9 protein-coding genes are annotated in these 19,438 nt (G+C 64.7%); 7 read left to right on the forward strand and 2 right to left on the reverse strand.

Annotated features, from left to right (window positions below):
• Positions 1–471 precede the first annotated feature (471 nt).
• The 4 genes from LG373_RS01155 (at position 472) to glmM (ending at position 10,500) form a co-directional block, all read left to right on the forward strand.
• The gene (locus tag LG373_RS01155) at positions 472–4,008 is read left to right on the forward strand and encodes a DNA-directed RNA polymerase subunit beta (protein ID WP_114567895.1); all 3,537 of its coding nucleotides are present in this window, start codon (positions 472–474) and stop codon (positions 4,006–4,008) included.
• Entirely contained in the window at positions 4,009–8,415 is a 4,407-nt protein-coding gene (locus LG373_RS01160; protein ID WP_225748758.1) for a DNA-directed RNA polymerase subunit beta', read from the forward strand.
• A 141-nt stretch (positions 8,416–8,556) separates the two neighbouring features.
• Entirely contained in the window at positions 8,557–9,057 is a 501-nt protein-coding gene (locus tag LG373_RS01165) for a phosphoribosyl-ATP pyrophosphatase (protein WP_225748759.1), read from the forward strand.
• A gap of 108 nt (positions 9,058–9,165) precedes the next feature.
• Complete coding sequence (gene glmM / locus LG373_RS01170) at positions 9,166–10,500, forward strand: phosphoglucosamine mutase (RefSeq protein ID WP_216528954.1); 1,335 nt, start codon at positions 9,166–9,168, stop codon at positions 10,498–10,500.
• Positions 10,501–10,619: 119 nt separating this feature from the next.
• On the opposite strand, the gene ppk1 is transcribed toward glmM, so the two are convergent.
• A complete protein-coding gene (gene ppk1 / locus LG373_RS01175) occupies positions 10,620–13,244 on the reverse strand; it encodes a polyphosphate kinase 1 (protein ID WP_370632836.1) in 2,625 nt (874 codons plus the stop codon).
• A gap of 201 nt (positions 13,245–13,445) precedes the next feature.
• Entirely contained in the window at positions 13,446–14,369 is a 924-nt protein-coding gene (locus LG373_RS01180) for an exopolyphosphatase (protein ID WP_225748761.1), read from the reverse strand.
• 228 nt (positions 14,370–14,597) lie between these two features.
• Here LG373_RS01180 and LG373_RS01185 point away from each other — a divergent pair, with 228 nt between their 5' ends.
• The 3 genes from LG373_RS01185 (at position 14,598) to purF (ending at position 19,432) form a co-directional block, all read left to right on the forward strand.
• Positions 14,598–16,340, forward strand: a complete 1,743-nt coding sequence (locus tag LG373_RS01185; RefSeq protein WP_225748762.1) for a polyphosphate--AMP phosphotransferase — start codon at positions 14,598–14,600, stop codon at positions 16,338–16,340.
• 357 nt (positions 16,341–16,697) lie between these two features.
• Positions 16,698–17,948, forward strand: coding sequence for a class B sortase (gene srtB, locus LG373_RS01190; protein ID WP_225748763.1), 1,251 nt, complete (start codon positions 16,698–16,700; stop codon positions 17,946–17,948).
• Positions 17,945–19,432: an amidophosphoribosyltransferase gene (gene purF, locus LG373_RS01195; RefSeq protein ID WP_225748764.1), complete on the forward strand. Its 1,488-nt coding sequence runs from the start codon at positions 17,945–17,947 to the stop codon at positions 19,430–19,432. The genes srtB and purF overlap by 4 nt, the downstream gene beginning before the upstream one ends.
• The last annotated feature ends 6 nt before the right edge of the window (positions 19,433–19,438 follow it).

Below are 19,438 nucleotides of genomic sequence, written 5' to 3' on the forward strand. Positions count from 1 at the left end.
TATTCTGGCTTGAGGACCAGCAAAACTCGCTCGTTTTGACAGCAGGCGGCAGGCGGCAGGCGGCTGCGGGCAACGGCAGTCAGCGAACGGCGGGCAGCGAGCGGCGGCGAACGGCGGCCCCGCCGCGCGCAAGGCTGGAAGCCGCTTCGGATGCGTGCGCTCCGGCGGCGATCGCTCCAGGCGGGTTCCGGGGGAGGAGTCGCCCGAGCCCCCGCCGCGCGCGCAGCCCCTCGGCCTCCGCCTCCCGCCCCACGCCGCACGCGCAACTCCGCAGCCGCCCCCCCGCCGCGCGAAAAATCGCCCTCCGCATCCAAAAATTCCAACGACATCCGCCCAGATGAACAGCCAAATCCACAATAAATTTCCACAGTTCGTAAAAATTTTTCTTGACATGGCTTGACGGGCGCACTATTTTTAGAACTTGCGACTTTTTCGCATTTTTGCGGGTGCACATGAAGGAGGAAAAGCCTCGTGGCTCAAGGAAAAACGACTGATCAGACCAGCCTTTATAGGGATCGGCGAAACTTCGCCAAGATTCCGGACGTCATGGACGTCCCCAACTTGATCGCTATCCAGACGGATAGTTTCGAGTTCTTCAAGGGCGAGGGCCTGGCGCAAGCGTTCCGTGATATCAGCCCCATCGAGAACAACACGAAAGATATGTGCGTGGAGTTCGGCAAGCACGAGTTTGGCGAGCCGAAGTACTCGGTTGACGAGTGCAAGGAGAAGGACGTCTCCTACCAGGCGCCGCTGTTCGTGGAGATTCGCTTCATCAACCGTGAAACGGGCGAAATCAAAGAGCAGGACGTGTTCATGGGCGACTTCCCGCTCATGACCCCGCGCGGTACGTTCATCATCAACGGCACCGAGCGCGTCGTCGTCAGCCAGCTGGTCCGCTCCCCGGGCGTGTACTTCGCCTCCGAGCGCGACAAGGCGTCTGACAAGATGCTCTACAACGCCAAGGTCATTCCCAGCCGCGGCGCGTGGCTCGAATTCGAAACCGACAAGCGCGACATCCTGTCCGTGCGCATCGACCGCAAGCGCAAGCAGCCGGCTACGCTGCTCGTGCGTGCCCTCGGCCTGGCCGAGACGCGCGAGGAGATCATCGAGCTTCTGGGCGCCGACGAAATGGTGCTGCGCACGCTCGACCGCGACCCCGCCACCACGAAGGAAGAGTCGCTCATCGAGCTGTACAAGCGCTTCCGTCCCGGCGAGCCTCCCACCATCGACTCCGCCCGCACGCTGCTCGAGGGCCTGTTCTTCAACCCGCAGCGCTACGACCTGGCGAAAGTCGGTCGCTACAAGATCAACAAGAAGCTGGGCTTCGATCCCGACTACGAGGCTTCCACGCTGACCGACGACGACATCGTGAAGACGATGCAGTACATCGTCGCGCTGCATGCCGGCGTCGAAGGCGTGCAGACCGACGACATCGACCACTTCGGCAACCGCCGCATCCGCACCGTGGGCGAGCTGATCCAGAACCAGTTCCGCATCGGCCTGTCCCGCATGGAGCGCGTCGTCCGCGAGCGTATGAGCATGCAGGAGCCCGACGAGATCACGCCGCAGTCGCTTGTGAACATCCGTCCCATCGTGGCGGCCATCAAGGAGTTCTTCGGCTCCTCGCAGCTGTCCCAGTTCATGGACCAGACCAACCCCGCCGCCGGCATCACGCACAAGCGTCGTCTGTCGGCCCTCGGCCCGGGCGGCTTGTCCCGCGAGCGCGCCGGCTTCGAGGTGCGCGACGTGCACACCTCCCACTACGGCCGCATGTGCCCCATCGAGACGCCTGAAGGCCCGAACATCGGCCTTATCGGCTCGCTGGCCACGTACGCTCGCATCAACCCCTACGGCTTCATCGAGACGCCGTATCGCCGCATCGTCGACGGCAAGGTGACCGACGAGATCGACTACCTGACCGCCGACGAGGAGGAGAACTACACCATCGCCCAGGCGAACGAGACGTTCGACCTCGAAACGCGCGAGTTCGTCACGTACGCCGAGGACGGTTCGTTCACGGTCGACAAGAAGGTTCTCTGCCGCACGAAGGACGCCGCCGGCGTCTTCGGCGAGCCCGACGAGGTGCCGCCCGCGCAGATCGACTACATGGACGTGTCCCCGCGCCAGATGACGTCGGTCGCAACGTCGCTCATCCCGTTCCTCGAGCACGACGACGCGAACCGCGCCCTCATGGGCTCGAACATGCAGCGCCAGGCCGTGCCCTTGCTGCGTCCGAGCGCGCCGCTCGTGGGCACCGGCATCGAGCACCGCATCGCGGTCGACTCCGGCGAGATCCTGGTCGCCCAGAACCCGGGCGTCGTGGACTACGTCGACGGCCAGACCATCATCATCCTGAACAACGACGGCGAGTACGACGAGTATCTGGTGCCGAAGTTCCAGCGCTCCAACCAGAGCGGCTGCATCAACCATCGTCCCATCGTGCGCAAGGGCGACGAGGTGCAGGCCGGCGACGTGCTGGCCGACGGCCCGTCCTGCGACGGCGGCGAGCTGGCGCTGGGCCAGAACCTCATGGTGGCCTACATGCCGTGGGAAGGCTACAACTACGAGGACGCTATCATCGTGTCCGAGCGCGTGGTGGCCGAGGACCTGCTCACGTCCATCCACATCTCCGAGTACGAGGTGGATGCCCGCGACACGAAGCTGGGACCCGAGGAGATCACCCGCGAGATCCCGAACATCTCCGACGACATGATCGGCGACCTGGACGCCGACGGCATCATCCGCGTGGGCGCCGAGGTGTTCCCGGGCGACGTGCTGGTGGGCAAGGTCACGCCGAAGGGCGAAACCGAGCTCACGGCCGAGGAGCGCCTGCTGCGCGCCATCTTCGGCGAGAAAGCCCGCGAAGTCCGCGACACGTCGCTCAAGGTGCCTCACGGCTCCGGCGGCCGCGTCATCGGCATGAGCCGCTTCAGCCGCGACGCCGGCGACGAGCTGGCTCCGGGCGTGAACGAGCTCGTCCGCATCTACGTGGCTCAGAAGCGCAAGGTGCAGCAGGGCGACAAGCTGTCCGGCCGTCACGGCAACAAGGGCGTTATCTCCCGCGTGCTGCCGGTCGAAGACATGCCGTACCTCGCCGACGGCACCCCCATCGACGTCATCCTGAACCCCCTGGGCGTTCCGTCCCGAATGAACGTGGGCCAGCTGCTTGAGAACCACCTGGGCTGGGCCGCGAAGTGGGGCTGGTCCGACGAGGAGGAGACCGAGGAGGTCGTGGAGGGCCCGATGCACGTGGCCACGCCCGTATTCGACGGCGCTACGGAGAAGGAGATCTCCGACGCCATCGAGAAGGCGAACCGCAACCTCATCAACTACAACCATTACAAGTACGGCGAGAAGGCCCGCGACGAGTTCGTGCCGCAGCTTTCCCGCACCGGCAAGACCTGGCTCTACGACGGCCGCACGGGCGAGAAGTTCCGCGAGCCCATCACGGTTGGCCAGAGCTACATCCTGAAGCTGGGCCACATGGTGGACGACAAGATCCACGCGCGTTCGACCGGCCCCTACAGCCTGATCACGCAGCAGCCTCTGGGCGGCAAGGCCCAGTTCGGCGGCCAGCGCTTCGGCGAGATGGAAGTGTGGGCGCTGTACGCGTACGGCGCTTCCAACGTGCTCCAGGAGATCTTGACCGTGAAGTCCGACGACACCGCCGGCCGCGTCAAGTCCTACGAGTCCATCGTCAAGGGTGAGAACATCCCGGCTGCCGAGGTGCCCGAGAGCTTCAAGGTTCTGGTCAAGGAAATGAAGTCGCTCTGCTTGAACGTGGAGCTTGAGGGTCACGACCACCAGACGATCGACGTCACCAAGGACATCGATCGCCAGGATGACGGCGACCGTGCGCTGTACGAGGCCATCGCGGCCGACGCGCGCAAGACGGAAGAGGACGACGCGGCGAACGCTCTCGACAGCATTGCCGCTGAGCTGGGAGAATTGATGGGCGAAAGCAACAACGACACGAACGACCTCATCGGTGAAGGAGAGGAGCGATAAATGACGACGGAATTCGACGTTAACAATTTCGACGCTTTGCGTATCTCTCTGGCCAATGCCGAGGACGTGCGCAGCTGGTCGCGCGGCGAGGTCAAGAAGCCCGAGACGATCAACTACCGCACGCTCAAGCCGGAGAAAGACGGCCTGTTCTGCGAGAAGATCTTCGGCCCCACGAAGGACTGGGAGTGCGCGTGCGGCAAGTACAAGCGCGTCCGCTTCAAGGGCATCGTCTGCGAGCGCTGCGGCGTGGAAGTCACGCGCAGCAAGGTTCGCCGCGAGCGCATGGGCCACATCGAGCTGGCCGCGCCCGTGAGCCATATCTGGTACTTCAAGGGCAGCCCGAGCCGTCTGGGCTACCTGCTGGACATCCCGCCGAAGGAGCTGGAGAAGGTTCTGTACTTCGCCTCCTCCATCATCACGTCGGTTGACAAGGAAGCTCGCGAGGAAGACGCCGACGAGCTGCGCGACGAGCTGGCCGCCGACCTCGAAGAGCTGGACGCCGAGCGCGATCGCCTCGTCGAGGCCACGCGCCGCCTGTCCGTGGACTACGTGCCCGAGGACGACGATTTCGTCGACGACATCGACGAGGACGAGCGCATGACCGCCGAGGAGGTCGACGAGGAGATCGCCGACATCTACGAGGAGTTCAACGAGCGCAAGTCGCTGCGTCAGGACGCCTTCGACGCCTTCATGAAGGTCGAGCCGAAGCAGCTCGTGCCGGACGAGGCCCTGTATCGCGAGATGCGCCTCAACTACCGCGACTACTTCACGGGCGGCATGGGCGCCGAGTCCGTGCGCGACCTGCTGGACGCCATGGACCTTGCGGCCGTGTCCGAAGAGCTGCGCGACACCATCGCCAACGGCAAGGGCCAGAAGCGCGCCAAGGCCATCAAGCGCCTCAAGGTGGTCGACGCGTTCCTCAAGTCCGAGAACAAGCCGTCCGACATGATCCTGGACGTTATCCCGGTCATCCCGCCCGACCTGCGCCCCATGGTGCAGCTCGACGGCGGCCGCTTCGCCACGTCGGACTTGAACGACCTGTACCGTCGCGTCATCAACCGCAACAACCGTCTCAAGCGCCTGCTGGACCTGGGCGCACCCGAGATCATCGTCAACAACGAGAAGCGCATGCTGCAGGAGGCCGTCGACAGCCTGTTCGACAACGGCCGCCGCGGCCGCCCCGTCACGGGCCCGGGCAACCGCCCGCTGAAGTCGCTGTCCGACATGCTCAAGGGCAAGCAGGGCCGCTTCCGTCAGAACCTGCTGGGCAAGCGCGTCGACTACTCCGGCCGTTCGGTTATCGTCGTCGGCCCGCAGCTCAAGCTGCACCAGTGCGGCCTGCCGTCGCAGATGGCGCTCGAGCTGTTCAAGCCCTTCGTAATGAAGCGCCTGGTGGAGCTTGAGTACGCCGCCAACATCAAGGCTGCGAAGCGCGCTGTCGACCGTGGCGCCAGCTACGTGTGGGACGTGCTGGAAGAAGTCATCACCGAGCATCCGGTGCTGCTGAACCGCGCGCCAACCCTGCACCGTCTGGGCATCCAGGCGTTCGAGCCGGTGTTGGTCGAGGGCAAGGCCATCAAGCTGCACCCGCTGGTCTGCACCGCCTTCAACGCCGACTTCGACGGCGACCAGATGGCCGTGCACGTGCCCTTGGGCGCCGAGGCCCAGGCCGAGGCCCGCGTGCTCATGCTGTCCGCCAACAACATCAAATCCCCGGCTCACGGCCGTCCGCTGACCGTGCCGACGCAGGACATGATCATCGGCCTGTACTACCTCACGGCCGCTCGCGACGGCTTCGAGGGCGAGGGACGCGCGTTCATCGACTTCGCTGACGCGCTGAACGCCTACGACGCTCGCGCCGATCTTGACCTGCAGGCCAAGATCTGGGTGCGCCTGAGCAAGGACACCCAGGTGGCAACGGCTTTCGGCAAGTTCGAAGAGCACAAGGCCGGCGAGCGCATCGAAACCACCATCGGTCGTATCACGTTCAACAACGTGCTGCCCGACAGCTACCCCTTCTTGAACTACGAAATGAACAAGAAGGAGATCAGCCGTCTGGTGGAGGACGTCTGCAACCGCTACGAGCTGTCGAAGGTGCCCGCCATCCTCGACGGCCTGAAGGACGCAGGCTTCCACTACGCCACGCGCGCTGGCGTTACCGTTTCGGTGTACGACGCCACCGTGCCGCCGCAGAAGGGCGAGATCCTGGCTGCTGCCGACGCGAAGGTCGCGGCTATCGACGAGGACTACGAGATGGGCCTCATGAGCCCCGACGAGCGCCACAAGCAGGTCGTCGACATCTGGAACGAAGCCAACGAGGCGGTCGGCGACGCGATGGCCGAGAACTTCGACAAGTTCAACCCCATCTACATGATGGCGTTCTCCGGTGCACGAGGCAACATCAAGCAGATCCGCCAGCTGGCCGGTATGCGTGGCCTCATGTCCGACCCGAAGGGCGAGATCATCGACCGACCCATTAAGGCGAACTTCCGCGAGGGCCTGTCGGTGTTGGAGTACTTCATCTCCACGCACGGTGCTCGTAAGGGTCTGGCTGACACGGCTCTGCGTACCGCCGACTCGGGTTACCTGACCCGTCGTTTGGTGGACGTGGCGCAAGACGTCATCATCCGCGAGATCGACTGCGGCACCACCGACGGCGTGCCCTATCCGCTGCACAACGACAAGGGCGAGGTGGACGAGAACCTGATCGGCCGCTGCCTGCTCGAAGACGTGAAGGGCGCCGACGGCACCGTTATCCTTGCTGCGGGCGAGTACATGACCAGCATGGACCAGCTGCGCGCCATGGACGCTGCGGGTGTCGAGGAACTGATCATCCGCACGGTCATGACCTGCCATGCCGACCAGGGCGTATGCCAGAAGTGCTACGGTTGGGACCTTGCTACGGCGCGTCCGGTGAACATCGGCACGGCGGTGGGCATCATCGCCGCCCAGTCCATTGGCGAGCCGGGCACCCAGCTTACCATGCGTACGTTCCACACCGGCGGCGTCGCAGGCGAGGACATCACGCACGGTCTGCCTCGTGTTCAGGAGCTTTTCGAGGCGCGCAAGCCGAAGGGTCTTGCCGTGCTGGCCGAGATCTCCGGTACGTTGCAGATCTCGGGCGACAAGCAGTTCAAGACGCTGACCATTCATGACCAGCAGGGCAACTTCCGCGAGTACGTGGTAAGCGCCCGCGCCCAGATGCTTCCGGGCGTGAGCGACGGCTGCCAGGTCAAGGTGGGCCAGCAGCTGACGAAGGGTTCCGTGAACCCGCACGACCTGCTGCGCCTGACCGACCCGAACACCACGCTGCGCTACATCGTGAGCCAGGTCCAGGGCGTGTACGTGTCCCAGGGCGTTGACATCAACGACAAGCACATCGAGGTCATCGCGCGCCAGATGCTGCGCAAGGTGGCCGTGCTCGACGCGGGCGATTCCGAGCTTTTGCCGGGTCGCCAGGTCAACCGCTTCGAGTTCGAAGGCGTTGCCAACGCGCTTATCGCCGAAGGCAAGGAGCCGCCCGTGGGCCAGCCGCTGCTGCTGGGCATCACGAAGGCTTCGCTGGCCACGGATTCGTTCCTGTCCGCCGCATCGTTCCAGGAGACCACGAAGGTTCTCACGGACGCTGCCATCGAGGGCAAGATCGACCATTTGGCCGGCCTGAAGGAGAACGTCATCATCGGCAAGCCGATCCCGGCGGGCACGGGCCTGACGCGCTACCGCGAAGTGGGCCTCACCTACAAGGGCCGTCCGGTTTCCGGCGTGGCGGGCGAGACGCTTCCCGACTTCGCTCCGGATGCGTTGCGCGAGATCGAGGAGCTGCTGCCGCAGCCGCAGGATTGGTCGCTTGACGGCGACGGCTACCTCAACATGGGCTCGAATTACGGCAGCTACTACAGCGGCCTGTCGCTGGGCCATCGCGGTCCGCAGCTGTCCGACGAGGATGCGCGCCTGTACATCTACGACGACCTGGGCGTGTCCCAGCGCTGGGCCAACAAGTTCAGCGAGGCCGGCATCGAGACGGTGGCCGATTTGGTGGGCCACACCGAAGAGGACCTGCTGCGCATCGAGGGCATTGGCGTGAAGGCCATCGAAGAGCTGAAGGAGGGCTTGGAGGAGCGCGGTTTGACGCACGTGATCGAGGACGATCTGGCGGCTACGAGCGACGACATGTCCCAGCTGCTCGACATGGTGTTCAGCCCGGACGACACCGTCCTCATCGGCGGCGACGAGCCTGCCACCTTCAACACCGAAGGCGAGGACATGCTGGGCGAGGCTTTGCCGCCTCGTTCCTACCAGCGCAACCTGGAGGAATTGGATGCGCTGCTGGGTTCCGTGGGCTCGCTGGGCTTCGGCCTGACGGGCAAGGAGGAAGAGGAAGCCTCCAACGCGGACGACGTGGAGTAACAGCTGCAAGGGGCGCGCTCAGGCGCGCCCCTTTTGCATAGGCCCGTGCTCGGGTTGGGAGATGCAGCGTTTCGGCGCTGCAGCGCGTTGCGCATGCCCCGCGACCGAGCATGTCGGCGAATCGTCGAGAAAGGTTGCCCAGTGTCACATAAGACCTACATTCCGGCTGGCGAAACGCCGCCGGCTTCCCCTATAGGCGCAACGCTCGAGTCTTTGAGCGGCACCATCGCCGCGCGGCGCGAGGCGGGGGAGGAAAGCTACACGCACCGCTTGCTTTCCGGTTCCGTCGACGACGTGCTGAAAAAGATCATGGAAGAGGCGGGCGAAGTTGCGCTCGCGGCCAAAGACGTGGAGTCTTGGGCATGCTCGTCGCTGGCTGCTGCGCTGGCATGCCAGGCGGATTCGGTGCAGGAAGAGGAGGCGACGTCGCTTGACGTGGACCTTCCGACGGAGTATTCCGACGCCGTCGACCATCTGCGCTACGAAGCGGCCGACGTGGTGTACCATCTGTTCGTTCTGCTTGAACGCTACGGCATCGACCTGGACGAATTTGCAGCCGAACTCAACAACCGCATGACGGACGAGGAGCGCCCGTGCGGCGGCGTTCGCCTGCACGAAGCGTTCGTGAAAAGGGGAAAGTAAGCGGTCCCGACGGCCTTGCGGCTATCGAAGCGGTCCGGCGGCGCGGGCTTCCGACCTCCGACCTTGCTGACCTTTGCTGAACCTGTTGGACTAGAGAGGGACATCATCATGGCACGACTATTCGGAACCGATGGCGTTCGCGGCATCGCCAATACGGAACTCACGTGCGACCTGGCTTTCAAGCTGGGGCAAGCCGCCGTGGCGTTTCAGGGGAAGACCATTTTGATCGGCAAGGACACCCGCTTGTCGGGCGACATGCTGGAGTCGTCCGTTGCTGCGGGCGTCATGTCGATGGGCGGCACGGCGCTGTTAGCGGGGATCATCCCCACGCCCGCCATCGCGCTGCTGGTGCGCGAGCTGCACTGCGACGGCGGCGTGGTCATTTCCGCTTCCCACAATCCGCCGGAGTACAACGGCATCAAGCTGTTCGACGCCCAGGGCTTCAAGCTGCCCGATGCGGTGGAGGACGACATCGAGGCGTTCGTGGTGCGCGGCGGCGCGGCGGCCGAGGAGCTGCCGGCGGGCGATGCCGTGGGCGTTTCGCTGCCGGTCGAGGATGCGTGCGAGCTCTACATCGCCCACGCCGTGTCCACGGTGACGCGCGACGGGATTGACCTGGCGGGCTTGAAGGTGGCCCTTGACGTGGGGCATGGGGCTTCGTGCATGACCAGCGCCGAGGCGCTGCGCCGTTTGGGCGCCGACGTGGTGGTCGTCAACGAGGACTTCGACGGAACCGACATCAACGTGCAGTGCGGATCGACGCATCTGGGTCCCGTGCGCGATCTGGTGGCCGAGATCGGAGCCGATGTGGGCATCGCGCATGATGGCGACGCCGACCGCGTCATGTTGGTGGACGCGCGGGGCAACGAGATCGACGGCGACGTGGTGGAAACGGTGTGCGCCATCGATCTGAAGCAGCGCGGCCTGCTGCCCGGCAACACGGCCGTGTCCACGGTCATGTGCAACCTGGGCCTCACGCATGCGCTGCGCGATGCGGGCATCGAGCTTATCCAGACGAAGGTGGGCGACCGCTACGTGTTGGAGGCCATGCGCGAAGGCGGGTTCGTCGTCGGCGGCGAGCAGAGCGGCCACATGATCTTCCTCGAGCACAACTCTACGGGCGACGGCTTGGTGACGGCGCTCCAGTTCCTGGCTGCCTGCAAGCGTGCCGGGAAATCCGTCGAAGAGGCCGCCTCCGTCATGACGCGCTTCCCGCAGACCCTCATCAACGTGAAGGTGCAAGACAAGCATGCCGTGGACGACAACGACGCCGTGCAGGCCGCCGTCCGCGCTGCCGAAGACGCCCTGGGCGATTCCGGGCGCGTGCTGCTGCGACCTTCCGGCACCGAGCCGGTGGTGCGCGTGATGGTGGAGGCTGCAAGCGCTGAAGACGCCGAACGTCATGCGGCGGCGATCGCCGCGGTGGTCGAGCGCGAGGTGTAGCGCTTTTTGTTGCTGCGAAAAGAAACCCGCCTGGCGGGTTTCTTTTTTAGCGCGCCGAGCATGACGCGCGTTTCTAGCGGGTGAAAGTCCCTAACGCCGTGCTCGGCAGCGGGAGGCGGCTACTTTCTCACGAACAGGCTGAGGAAGCGCACGAGCAGGCTCGGCTTCTTCTTGTCGGGCGCTGTCGCGGCTACGATCTCCTGATGGGAGGCCGACTCGTCGCCCTCGTTTGCGGGCGGCTCTATCGCATCCGCTTCGAGCGCTTCCGCCTGTGCTGCTTCGTCGGCCGCGGCCGCGGCCGCCTCGACCTGCTCCTCGGCTTTGACCGCTCGCACCGCCTCGGCGGCCTGGGCAGCAGCGCGCGCCGCCGCCTCGGCGGCGAGTTCGGCGGCCTTGTTCGCGGCAGCTGCGATGACCTCGGCTTCCCGGGCTGACGCCTGCGCGTCGGGCATGGTGGGAACTGCGGGATGCTCGTCGTCTTCCGCGAGCGCGGCGGCTTGGCGGTTGGGGGTCGCATCGGGTGCGGACTCGTCCCGCGCCGCCATCCTGCGACGGCTTGCATCGCGCGCCGCTTCGTCCTCGGCCGCTTCCAATCGGCGCTTCTGCGCCTGCTTGATGAAGAACTCCTGCGACTCGAACAGCGCGGTCTCGCCGTTATCGTCCTGCTTGGCAAACGATCCGAGCGCCGTGTAGCTTTTATCGGGCAGCAGTTCGCGCAGCTTCGCCGTGTCCGCCATGCTGACGTCCAGGTATCCCAGGATCTGCTCGCGCAGCTCTTCGTCGAGCACGGGCCATGCGATCTCGATGCGCTTGTCCATGTTGCGCGTCATGAGGTCGGCGCTCGACAGGTACAGCTTCATGTTGTCGCGCGGGCCGAACCCGTAGATGCGGCTGTGCTCGAGCAGGCGCCCTACGATGGACACCACGCGCACGTTCTCGGTGAATCCCTCAAGTCCGGGCACGATGCACGAGATGCCGCGCACGAACAGGGTGACCGGAACGCCCGCCTGCGACGCCTCGACCACTTTCTCGATCACGTCTTTGTCGGTGACGGAGTTGGTCTTGAAGAACAGGCCGCACGGCTCGCCTGCGCGAGCGCGCTCCATTTCCCGGTCGATGCCGGCAAGGATCATCGGCTTGATCTGCAGCGGGGCAACCCACATGATGTCGTAGTTGTCCGACGTGTTCTCAAGCGCCATGTTGCGGAAGAACTCGGTGGCGTCGCGGCCGAACGTCTCGTCGGTGGTGATGAACGCCAGGTCGGTGTAGAGCTTCGCCGTCTTCTCGTTGTAGTTGCCGGTGCCCAGCTGGGTGATGTGCTGCAGGCCGTGCTCGGTTTGGCGGGTGATGCAGCAGATCTTCGAGTGCACCTTGAAGTCGCGGAACCCGTAGATCACCTTGCATCCGGCCTGTTCGAAGCGCTGCGACCACTCGATGTTGTTGCTCTCGTCGAACCGGGCGCGCAGCTCGAACAGCGCCGTCACCTCCTTGCCGTTCTCGGCTGCCGCGATGAGCGCTTCGGCCAGGTGGGATTGGCTTGCCAGGCGGTACAGCGTGATCTTGATGGAAATGACGCTTGGGTCGTTGGCGGCCTCGCGCAGAAGTTGCACGAACGCGTCCATCGTCTCGTACGGGTAGGACAGCAGCACTTCCTTTTCGGTTACCTGGTCGATGACCGGGCGGTTGCGGTCAAGGCATCCCGGCCACTGCGGCGTGAAGGGCACGTTCGTCATCTTGGCGCGTTCCTTCTCGGGCAGGCGGCTGCCCAGCCCCCAGGTGAAGCTCATGTCAAGCGGCACCGACGTGACGAATGCCTGGTGAGATTTCAGTCCCAAGCGCTTGAGCAGCAGCTTTTCCAGGGTTGACGAAAGGGGCCGTTCGCTTTCGAGGCGCACGGGAGCCAGGCGCGCACGCTTCTTGAGGATGCGCTTCATGTGCTCGCGGTAGTCCTCGTCGCTTTCGTCGGTGCCTTCGGTGGCGTCAAGGTCGGCGTTGCGCGTCACGCAGATCACGTTGGTGTGCTTGACGGCGTACATGCTGAAAATTTCGGACGCCACCATCTCGATGGCGTGCTCCAGCAAGATGAACTGCAGCCCGTCGCCCGGCAGCTCGATGACGCGCGCGCATTGCTTCGGCATGGGCACCAGCCCCAGCGTCACGCCTTCGGCTCCAAGGTTTTTTGCCTTGTCGGGCTTGGCCGCCTTGTCCGCGCCCTTCGCCTTCGCGGTTTTCTTGCCCAGGTTGATCTCCTCGTTCAGGCGCACCACAACGTACAAGGCTCCGTTTTCAAGATGCGGAAACGGGTGACGCGTGTTGATGATCTGCGGAGACAGAAACGGCAGGACGTTTTGCTGAACGTGGCGCGACAGGAAGGCGCGCTGGTCGTCGGTGAGGTCTTCGGGGCGCAGGTGGCATACGCGGCGCTCGCGCAGCAGGCGGCGAACCTCCTCGAAGGTCCGTTCCTGGATGGGGTAGAGCTCGCGGCAGCGCGCGTAGATCGCGTCGAGCTGCTCGGCGGGCGTCATGTTCGACTTCGAGTCGATGATGTGCTTTTTCACCAGGGCCAGGTCGGTCAGGCTGCCCACGCGCACCATGAAGAACTCCTGCAGGTTGCTCCAGAAGATGGAGATGAAGTTCAGCCGCTCGAGCAGCGGCACCGTTTCATCGGCTCCCTGGTCGAGCACGCGCTCGTTGAACGTGAGCCACGACAGCTCGCGGTTCTGCAGGTAGGGCGCCGCCTGCATGCGTTCGTCCGCAACGCCGTCCGCGGCGGATGCATGGGCGGCTGGCTCCTGGTGGTCGGGAACGGCCGGGCTTGTCTTCGGATGGCCCGCACCCTGCTTGGGGGTGGTTTCGATCGACGGCTTCTTGCTTGCTTCCATGAGCTTCCCTTCCCGTACGTTCCGTCAGCGTGCGCTGATGCGCGTGATGGCGAATCGGTTCCTTTAGAGCAGCATGCGTTCGATCAGGTATCCTTCGCGAACGCCGTATTTGCAGATTTCCAGGCGCTGCGCGCCGAAGGCGTCGAACAGCGCATGGAGAATGATGCAGCCCGGTACTAACGTATGCACGCGCTCGGCAGAGGCTTTGAGCGCGGCATGGGCAAATGCGTCGGGGTCGATACGGCACCACTTCAGTATCGCATGAATATCGTCGCGCGTCATGGTTTTGGGCCGGGTTGCCGAGCCTGTGGCTTGTTGCAGCATCTTGGCGGCGGCGCGCGTGCTGCCGCCAATGCCGTACAGGGTGTCCGCTCGGTACGCCTCAGGGTGCGGCAGCTTGTCCAGATGGTCGCGCAGCGCGCGTTCGATGGCGCGCATCTCGGGGTCTGCGGGCAGGATGGCGCGCACGTAGCGCGCAAACGACGAGAGCGATCCTTGCCCCAAGCTGACGTTGTCGAAGTCGCGGTCGTCCTCGATGCGCGTGAGCTCGGTCGACCCGCCGCCGATGTCCACCAGGGTTCCGCGGACGACCGATCGATCGCAGGTAGCCCCCACGAAACCCAGGTGGGCTTCGTCTTGCGCGGAAAGCAGAGATATGGGCAGCCCGGTGCGCTCCTCGATTTCGGCTACGGCCTGGTTGCAGTTCGAGGCGTTGCGCAGCACGGCGGTGGCGAACACCTCGAGCCTTTTGCAATCGAAGTACCGCGAGCGCTTCGCGTGGCCCTTGAGCACGTTGACGGCCCGGTCGATGCCCGCCTGGGTGAACGCGCCGTCAACGACGTAGGCGGAAAGGCCGGCCATCACCTTGTCGTTGATGAGGCTTTTGAAATCCTTGTTCGTGTACGTTTCCCGGCGGTCGTCCTTCACTTCGTATATGACGAGGCGAATAGAGTTCGATCCGAGGTCAATTACTCCGTAGTTGGGCATGATGGCTTCTTCATGGGTCGTTCGGCCGCTGCGGCAGGCGCCGCGTAAGCGACGTCGTGCGCCGCGCCGCGCTGGTTGGTCATTGATTCCATTGTAGGCAAACCGTGGCTGGCCGCAAAGCGCGCTCGCGAACCCGGCACCAAGATTTTACCTTGAGTTGATGCAGCGGAACGGCCCGATTTTCCGCTGTGCTATGATGGGGTGCACCCCCGGAGAAAGGATGCGCGCATGCTGGAGACCGTCGATTTCTCGCTGGAAGCCCTGCCGAAGGACGAGTACAAGCTGCGTCGCGACCAGCTCATGGACCGGCTTGTGGTGCTGCAGCAGCAAGCGCGCACGCAGGGCGTGGGCCTCGTGGTCTTGTTCGAGGGTTGGGACGGGGCGGGCAAGGGCAGTCGCATCTCCGATCTCCTCTATCATTTGGACGCACGCGCGACCAGCGTGCACGTCACGGAAAACCTTGACGTCAAGGCTGCGCGGACCTTTGCGGGCGCGCCGTACGGCGTCACGGGATTCTACCCGATCATGCAGGAGTTCTGGCAATCGCTCGGCATGCGCGGCACCACCACGTTCTACGACCGCGGCTGGTACACCGCCGCAGTCCAGCACATGCTGTACGCCGAATACGGAAGCCTGACCATGGCTCAGGCTGAAAAGGCCACGGGCAAGCGCAAGGCCGTGGCTGCTGCCATGGCCGAGGCGCGCGACGAGCGTCACATCAGCGCGCTGCGCCGCCACCTTACGTCGGCGGCCGACTTCGAGCGCCAGCTGGTGGACGACGGCTATCTGGTGGTGAAGTTCTTCGTGCACGTGACCAAGGAGGCGCAGAAGAAGCGCCTGACGCGCTTGCACGACGATCCCGCCACGCGCTGGCGGGTGAGCGAGGAGAAGCTTGCGCGCATAGGAAACTACGAGGAAGCCTACCGCCTGTACGACAACTTGCTGGAAGGAAGCGACTTCGCGTACGCTCCCTGGCATCTGGTCAACGGGGAGGACAAGCGCCGCGCGAACCTGCAAATAGCCGAAACGCTGGCGGACGCGCTGTCCGGCGCGCTTGCCGCGCAGCCCAACGCCGAAGCTGCGGCGGCGGCAGCGAAGGCGCAAGCCAATTCGGCGGGCGCTTTGGAGGAGGCCCCTCTGTTCGGCCGCGCGCCGGAAGATGAGGCCCGCATCTTGGCTGCCGCGCAGAAAGAGGCTGACGAGGCCCGTGCTCGCGCTCCTCGCGCCTCGCGGTTTCGCCAGGTGGACGACCCTCCCGCGCTCGATCGGGTCGACCATGGCCTCGCGCTGGATCCGACGGCCTATAAGGAGCAGCTCAAAGCCCAGCAAGATCGTTTGAACAGGTTGGAAATGGAGATGTACCAAAAGCGCATCCCGCTCATGCTCATGTACGAAGGATGGGATGCGGCGGGCAAGGGCGGCAACATCAAGCGCGTCGCCCAGGCGCTCGATGCGCGCGCCTACACCATTTTCCCCAGCCCGGCTCCCACGAAGCCCGAACTGCTGCACCCGCATTTGTGGCGGTACTGGACGCGTCTGCCGAAGGCGGGGCACGTGGGCATCTACGACCGCAGCTGGTACGGGCGCGTGCTGGTCGAGCGCGTAGAGGGGTTCGCTTCGCCTGCCGAATGGACGCGCGCGTACGACGAGATCAACGAGTTCGAGCAGGAGCTCGTGCGCTGGGGGGCCATCCTGCTCAAGTTCTGGGTTGACGTGAGCCCGGAAGAGCAGCTGCGCCGCTTCCATGAAAGGCAGAACGATCCGGCCAAGCAATGGAAGATCACCGACGAAGATTGGCGCAACCGCGACAAGCATCCGCAGTACCAAGCTGCGGTCGAGGACATGTTCCGGCTGACTTCGACCCCCTTCGCTCCGTGGATCGTCCTGGAAAGCGACGACAAGCGTCATGCGCGCGTAAAGGCGCTCAAAATTATCAACGACGCTCTGGAAGCTCGCTTGCGCGAAGCCTGAGATCGCGTTACTATGGTCTGCAGCCATTAACGCCGATTGCGCGCTTTCGCGCGCTTGATTTAAGGGGAAGACATGACTCTGTTTGGAATGACCGTGCCCATGGAGGCCATCTGGGTCGTCGTTGCGATCATCGTGCTTATCATCGTCGTCTTCATTGCGAAGGGCTTTATCGACGAGATGAAGAAGTAGCTGACCGCGGGCGACGCCCGTAGTCGTGAAAATTGCGTTTTTGACTACATCGCGCCCTCGTTTCGGGGGCGTTTTGCTTATTATGGTAACGGTCTGGCAGCAGCGGGCGCGCCAAACGGTCGAGGACGATACAACGCCCGCGGTTCGACGTTCCTTCGAAAGGCGAACATGACCGACTATCGACAGTATCCCGATCCCGAGCCGCGCGGTCGTCACGCTCGTGCCCGGGTTCAGCAGGAAGCTGCGCATCAGCAGGCCGCAGGCCCCGGTGCCCGAAGGGCCCCGGCCCCCCAGCAGCCTGGCCAGGGGCAGCCGGCGCCGCAGTACCGGGCGCCGCGTCAGCAGGCTCCCCGTCAGCAGGCGCCGCGTCCGGCGCAGCCCTACGCGCAGCCGACGCAGCAGCAGGCTGCGTATCGGCCCCAACCTCAACCTCATCAGCAGGCATATCGCCCCGTGCAGCCTCAGGCGGGGCAGCAGGCGTACCGCCCGGCACCGGCTTCGTACGGATACGGCGGCGCCGGCAGGGGTCCGAACGGACCTGGGCCGAACGGCTCCGGGGCGAACGGGCGCAAGAAAAAGGGCGGGCCGTGGCGCGTGGTCTTCTGGATCGCGCTCGTGGTGTTCGTGGTGGCCCTGGCTGCCCTCGGCGCCATCGGCTTCAGCTATTGGCAGGGCCAGCAGACGTACAAGGAAGTGGCCCAAGACGGCTTCAATCCGCCTGCGGACGTCGAAGGGACGTCGCTTGCCGACTTCACGGTGGATTGGGACGCGCTGAAGGCTATCAACCCCGATACGGTGGGCTGGATCTACGTGCCGGGCACGAACATCAACTACCCGATCGTGCACACGACCGACAACGAGAAGTATCTGACGCATGACTTCAAGGGTTCGGAGGGCTGGATCGCCACGTTCGGCGCTATTTTCCTGGCAGCCGAGAACGCCGGCGACTTCTCCGATGCGAACAACATCGTGTACGGGCATCACCTCAACGACGGATCCATGTTCGCGGCCATTGCCGGCATGGACGACCCGGCGGCGTTCAACGCCAGCCGCACCGTCTACATCCTCACGCCGCAGGGTAACGTCAAGCTGACCACGTTCTCGCTCGTGCATTGCGCCGCCGACGACCCGCTTGCGCAAACCGCGTTCGCGTCCGAAGAGGAGCGCGTGGCCTACGTCCAGGACAAGATCGACCGTTCCGTGGTGAGCGTGTCCGACCTTCCCGCCGCTGCGGACATGAAGCAGACCTTCACGTTCGCCACGTGCGACAACCTGCCGACCGATGGTCGCTGGGTGCTGTTCGGCTACGTGGCCGACTCCACGATCGGGCCTGCGCCCGCCAACGCGGCCGAAGGCGGCTTGGCCGACCCCGACGCTGCGGCCGCCGTGGGCGACGCGTCGAAGGAGATCGCCTCATGAGCATGGCTGCGTTTCCGGGCGAGCGCCCCGATCGCCTTGAGGAGGAGTGCGCGGTGTTCGGCGTGTTCGCTCCCGGCGAGGGCGAGGACGTTGCCCGCATGGCGTGCTTCGGCCTGCAGGCGCTTCAGCATCGCGGGCAGGAAAGCGCGGGCATTGCGGTGGGCGACGGCGAAACCGTTATGGTTGCCAAGGATTTGGGCCTGGTCACGCAGGTGTTCGACGAAGCGAGCCTGGCAGCGCTCGACGGGTTCGTAGCCGTGGGGCACGCCCGGTACTCCACAAGCGGCGCCGCGGCGTCGTGGGAGGCTGCGCAGCCGCATATCTCGGCCATCGACGAAGTGCTGATCGCGCTTGCGCACAACGGCACGCTCGTGAACACGAACGCGCTGCGCGCGCGCCTGGTGGGCGAGGGCGTGCAATTCCGCGCCGGTACCGACAGCGAAGTGGCTGCGAAGGCCATCGGGTGGGTCACGCAGGAAACGCACCATCTGCGCAACGGCATCCGCTACGCGATGGAGCATCTGGAGGGCGCGTACGCCATGGTGCTGGCCAGCCCCGACTCGCTGTACGCGTTTCGCGACCCGAACGGCATACGCCCCTTGTGCATCGGCCAGCTTCCCGACGGTCGCGGTTGGGCGGTGTCGAGCGAGACGTGCGGGCTGGACATCGTGGGCGCAACGTACCTGCGCGATGTGGAGCCGGGCGAGATCGTCCGCTTCAGCCGCGAGGGCATGCACTCCGAGCAGGGCGTACCCGCGGGCACGCGCGCATCCTGCATATTCGAGTACGTGTACTTCGCGCGTCCGGACAGCGTGATCGACGGGCAGAGCGTCTACCAGGCGCGTCGCAGCATGGGGCGCATCCTGGCGCAGGAGGCGCCCGTCGAGGCCGATCTGGTGCTGGGCGTTCCCGACTCGGGCGTGCCTTCCGCCATGGGGTTTTCGCAGCAAAGCGGCATCCCGTATTCGGACGGCATCGTGAAGAACCGCTACGTGGGCCGCACGTTCATCGAGCCGACCCAGGCCATGCGCCAGCTGGGCATTCGCCTGAAGCTGAACCCGCTGCCCTCGGTTATCCGCGGTCAGCGCCTGGTGGTCATCGACGACAGCATCGTGCGCGGCAACACGTCGAAGAAGCTGGTGGAGATGCTGCGCGAAGCGGGCGCTGCGGAAGTGCACCTGCGCATCGTGAGCCCCGAGGTTCTGTGGCCGTGCTTCTACGGCATCGACACCGACACGCGCGATCAGCTGATCGCCGCCAACATGACGCTTGACGAGATGCGCTCTTGGATCGGGGCCGACTCGCTGGCGTTCATATCGCTGCAGGGTTTGCGGGACGCGTTGCCCGACGTGCGCGAGCAGGGTTTCTGCGAAGCGTGCTTCTCGGGGGACTATCCTGTGGCCATTCCCGAATCATTGTCCAAAAAGAGCTTCATGACGAAGAAGGATTTCGCAGAAGCGTACGATAACGAGGCGTCCGTCTGAAGGGCG

Origin of the sequence: Paraeggerthella sp. Marseille-Q4926 (assembly GCF_916618935.1) — a bacterium.
Classification (GTDB): domain Bacteria; phylum Actinomycetota; class Coriobacteriia; order Coriobacteriales; family Eggerthellaceae; genus Paraeggerthella; species Paraeggerthella hominis.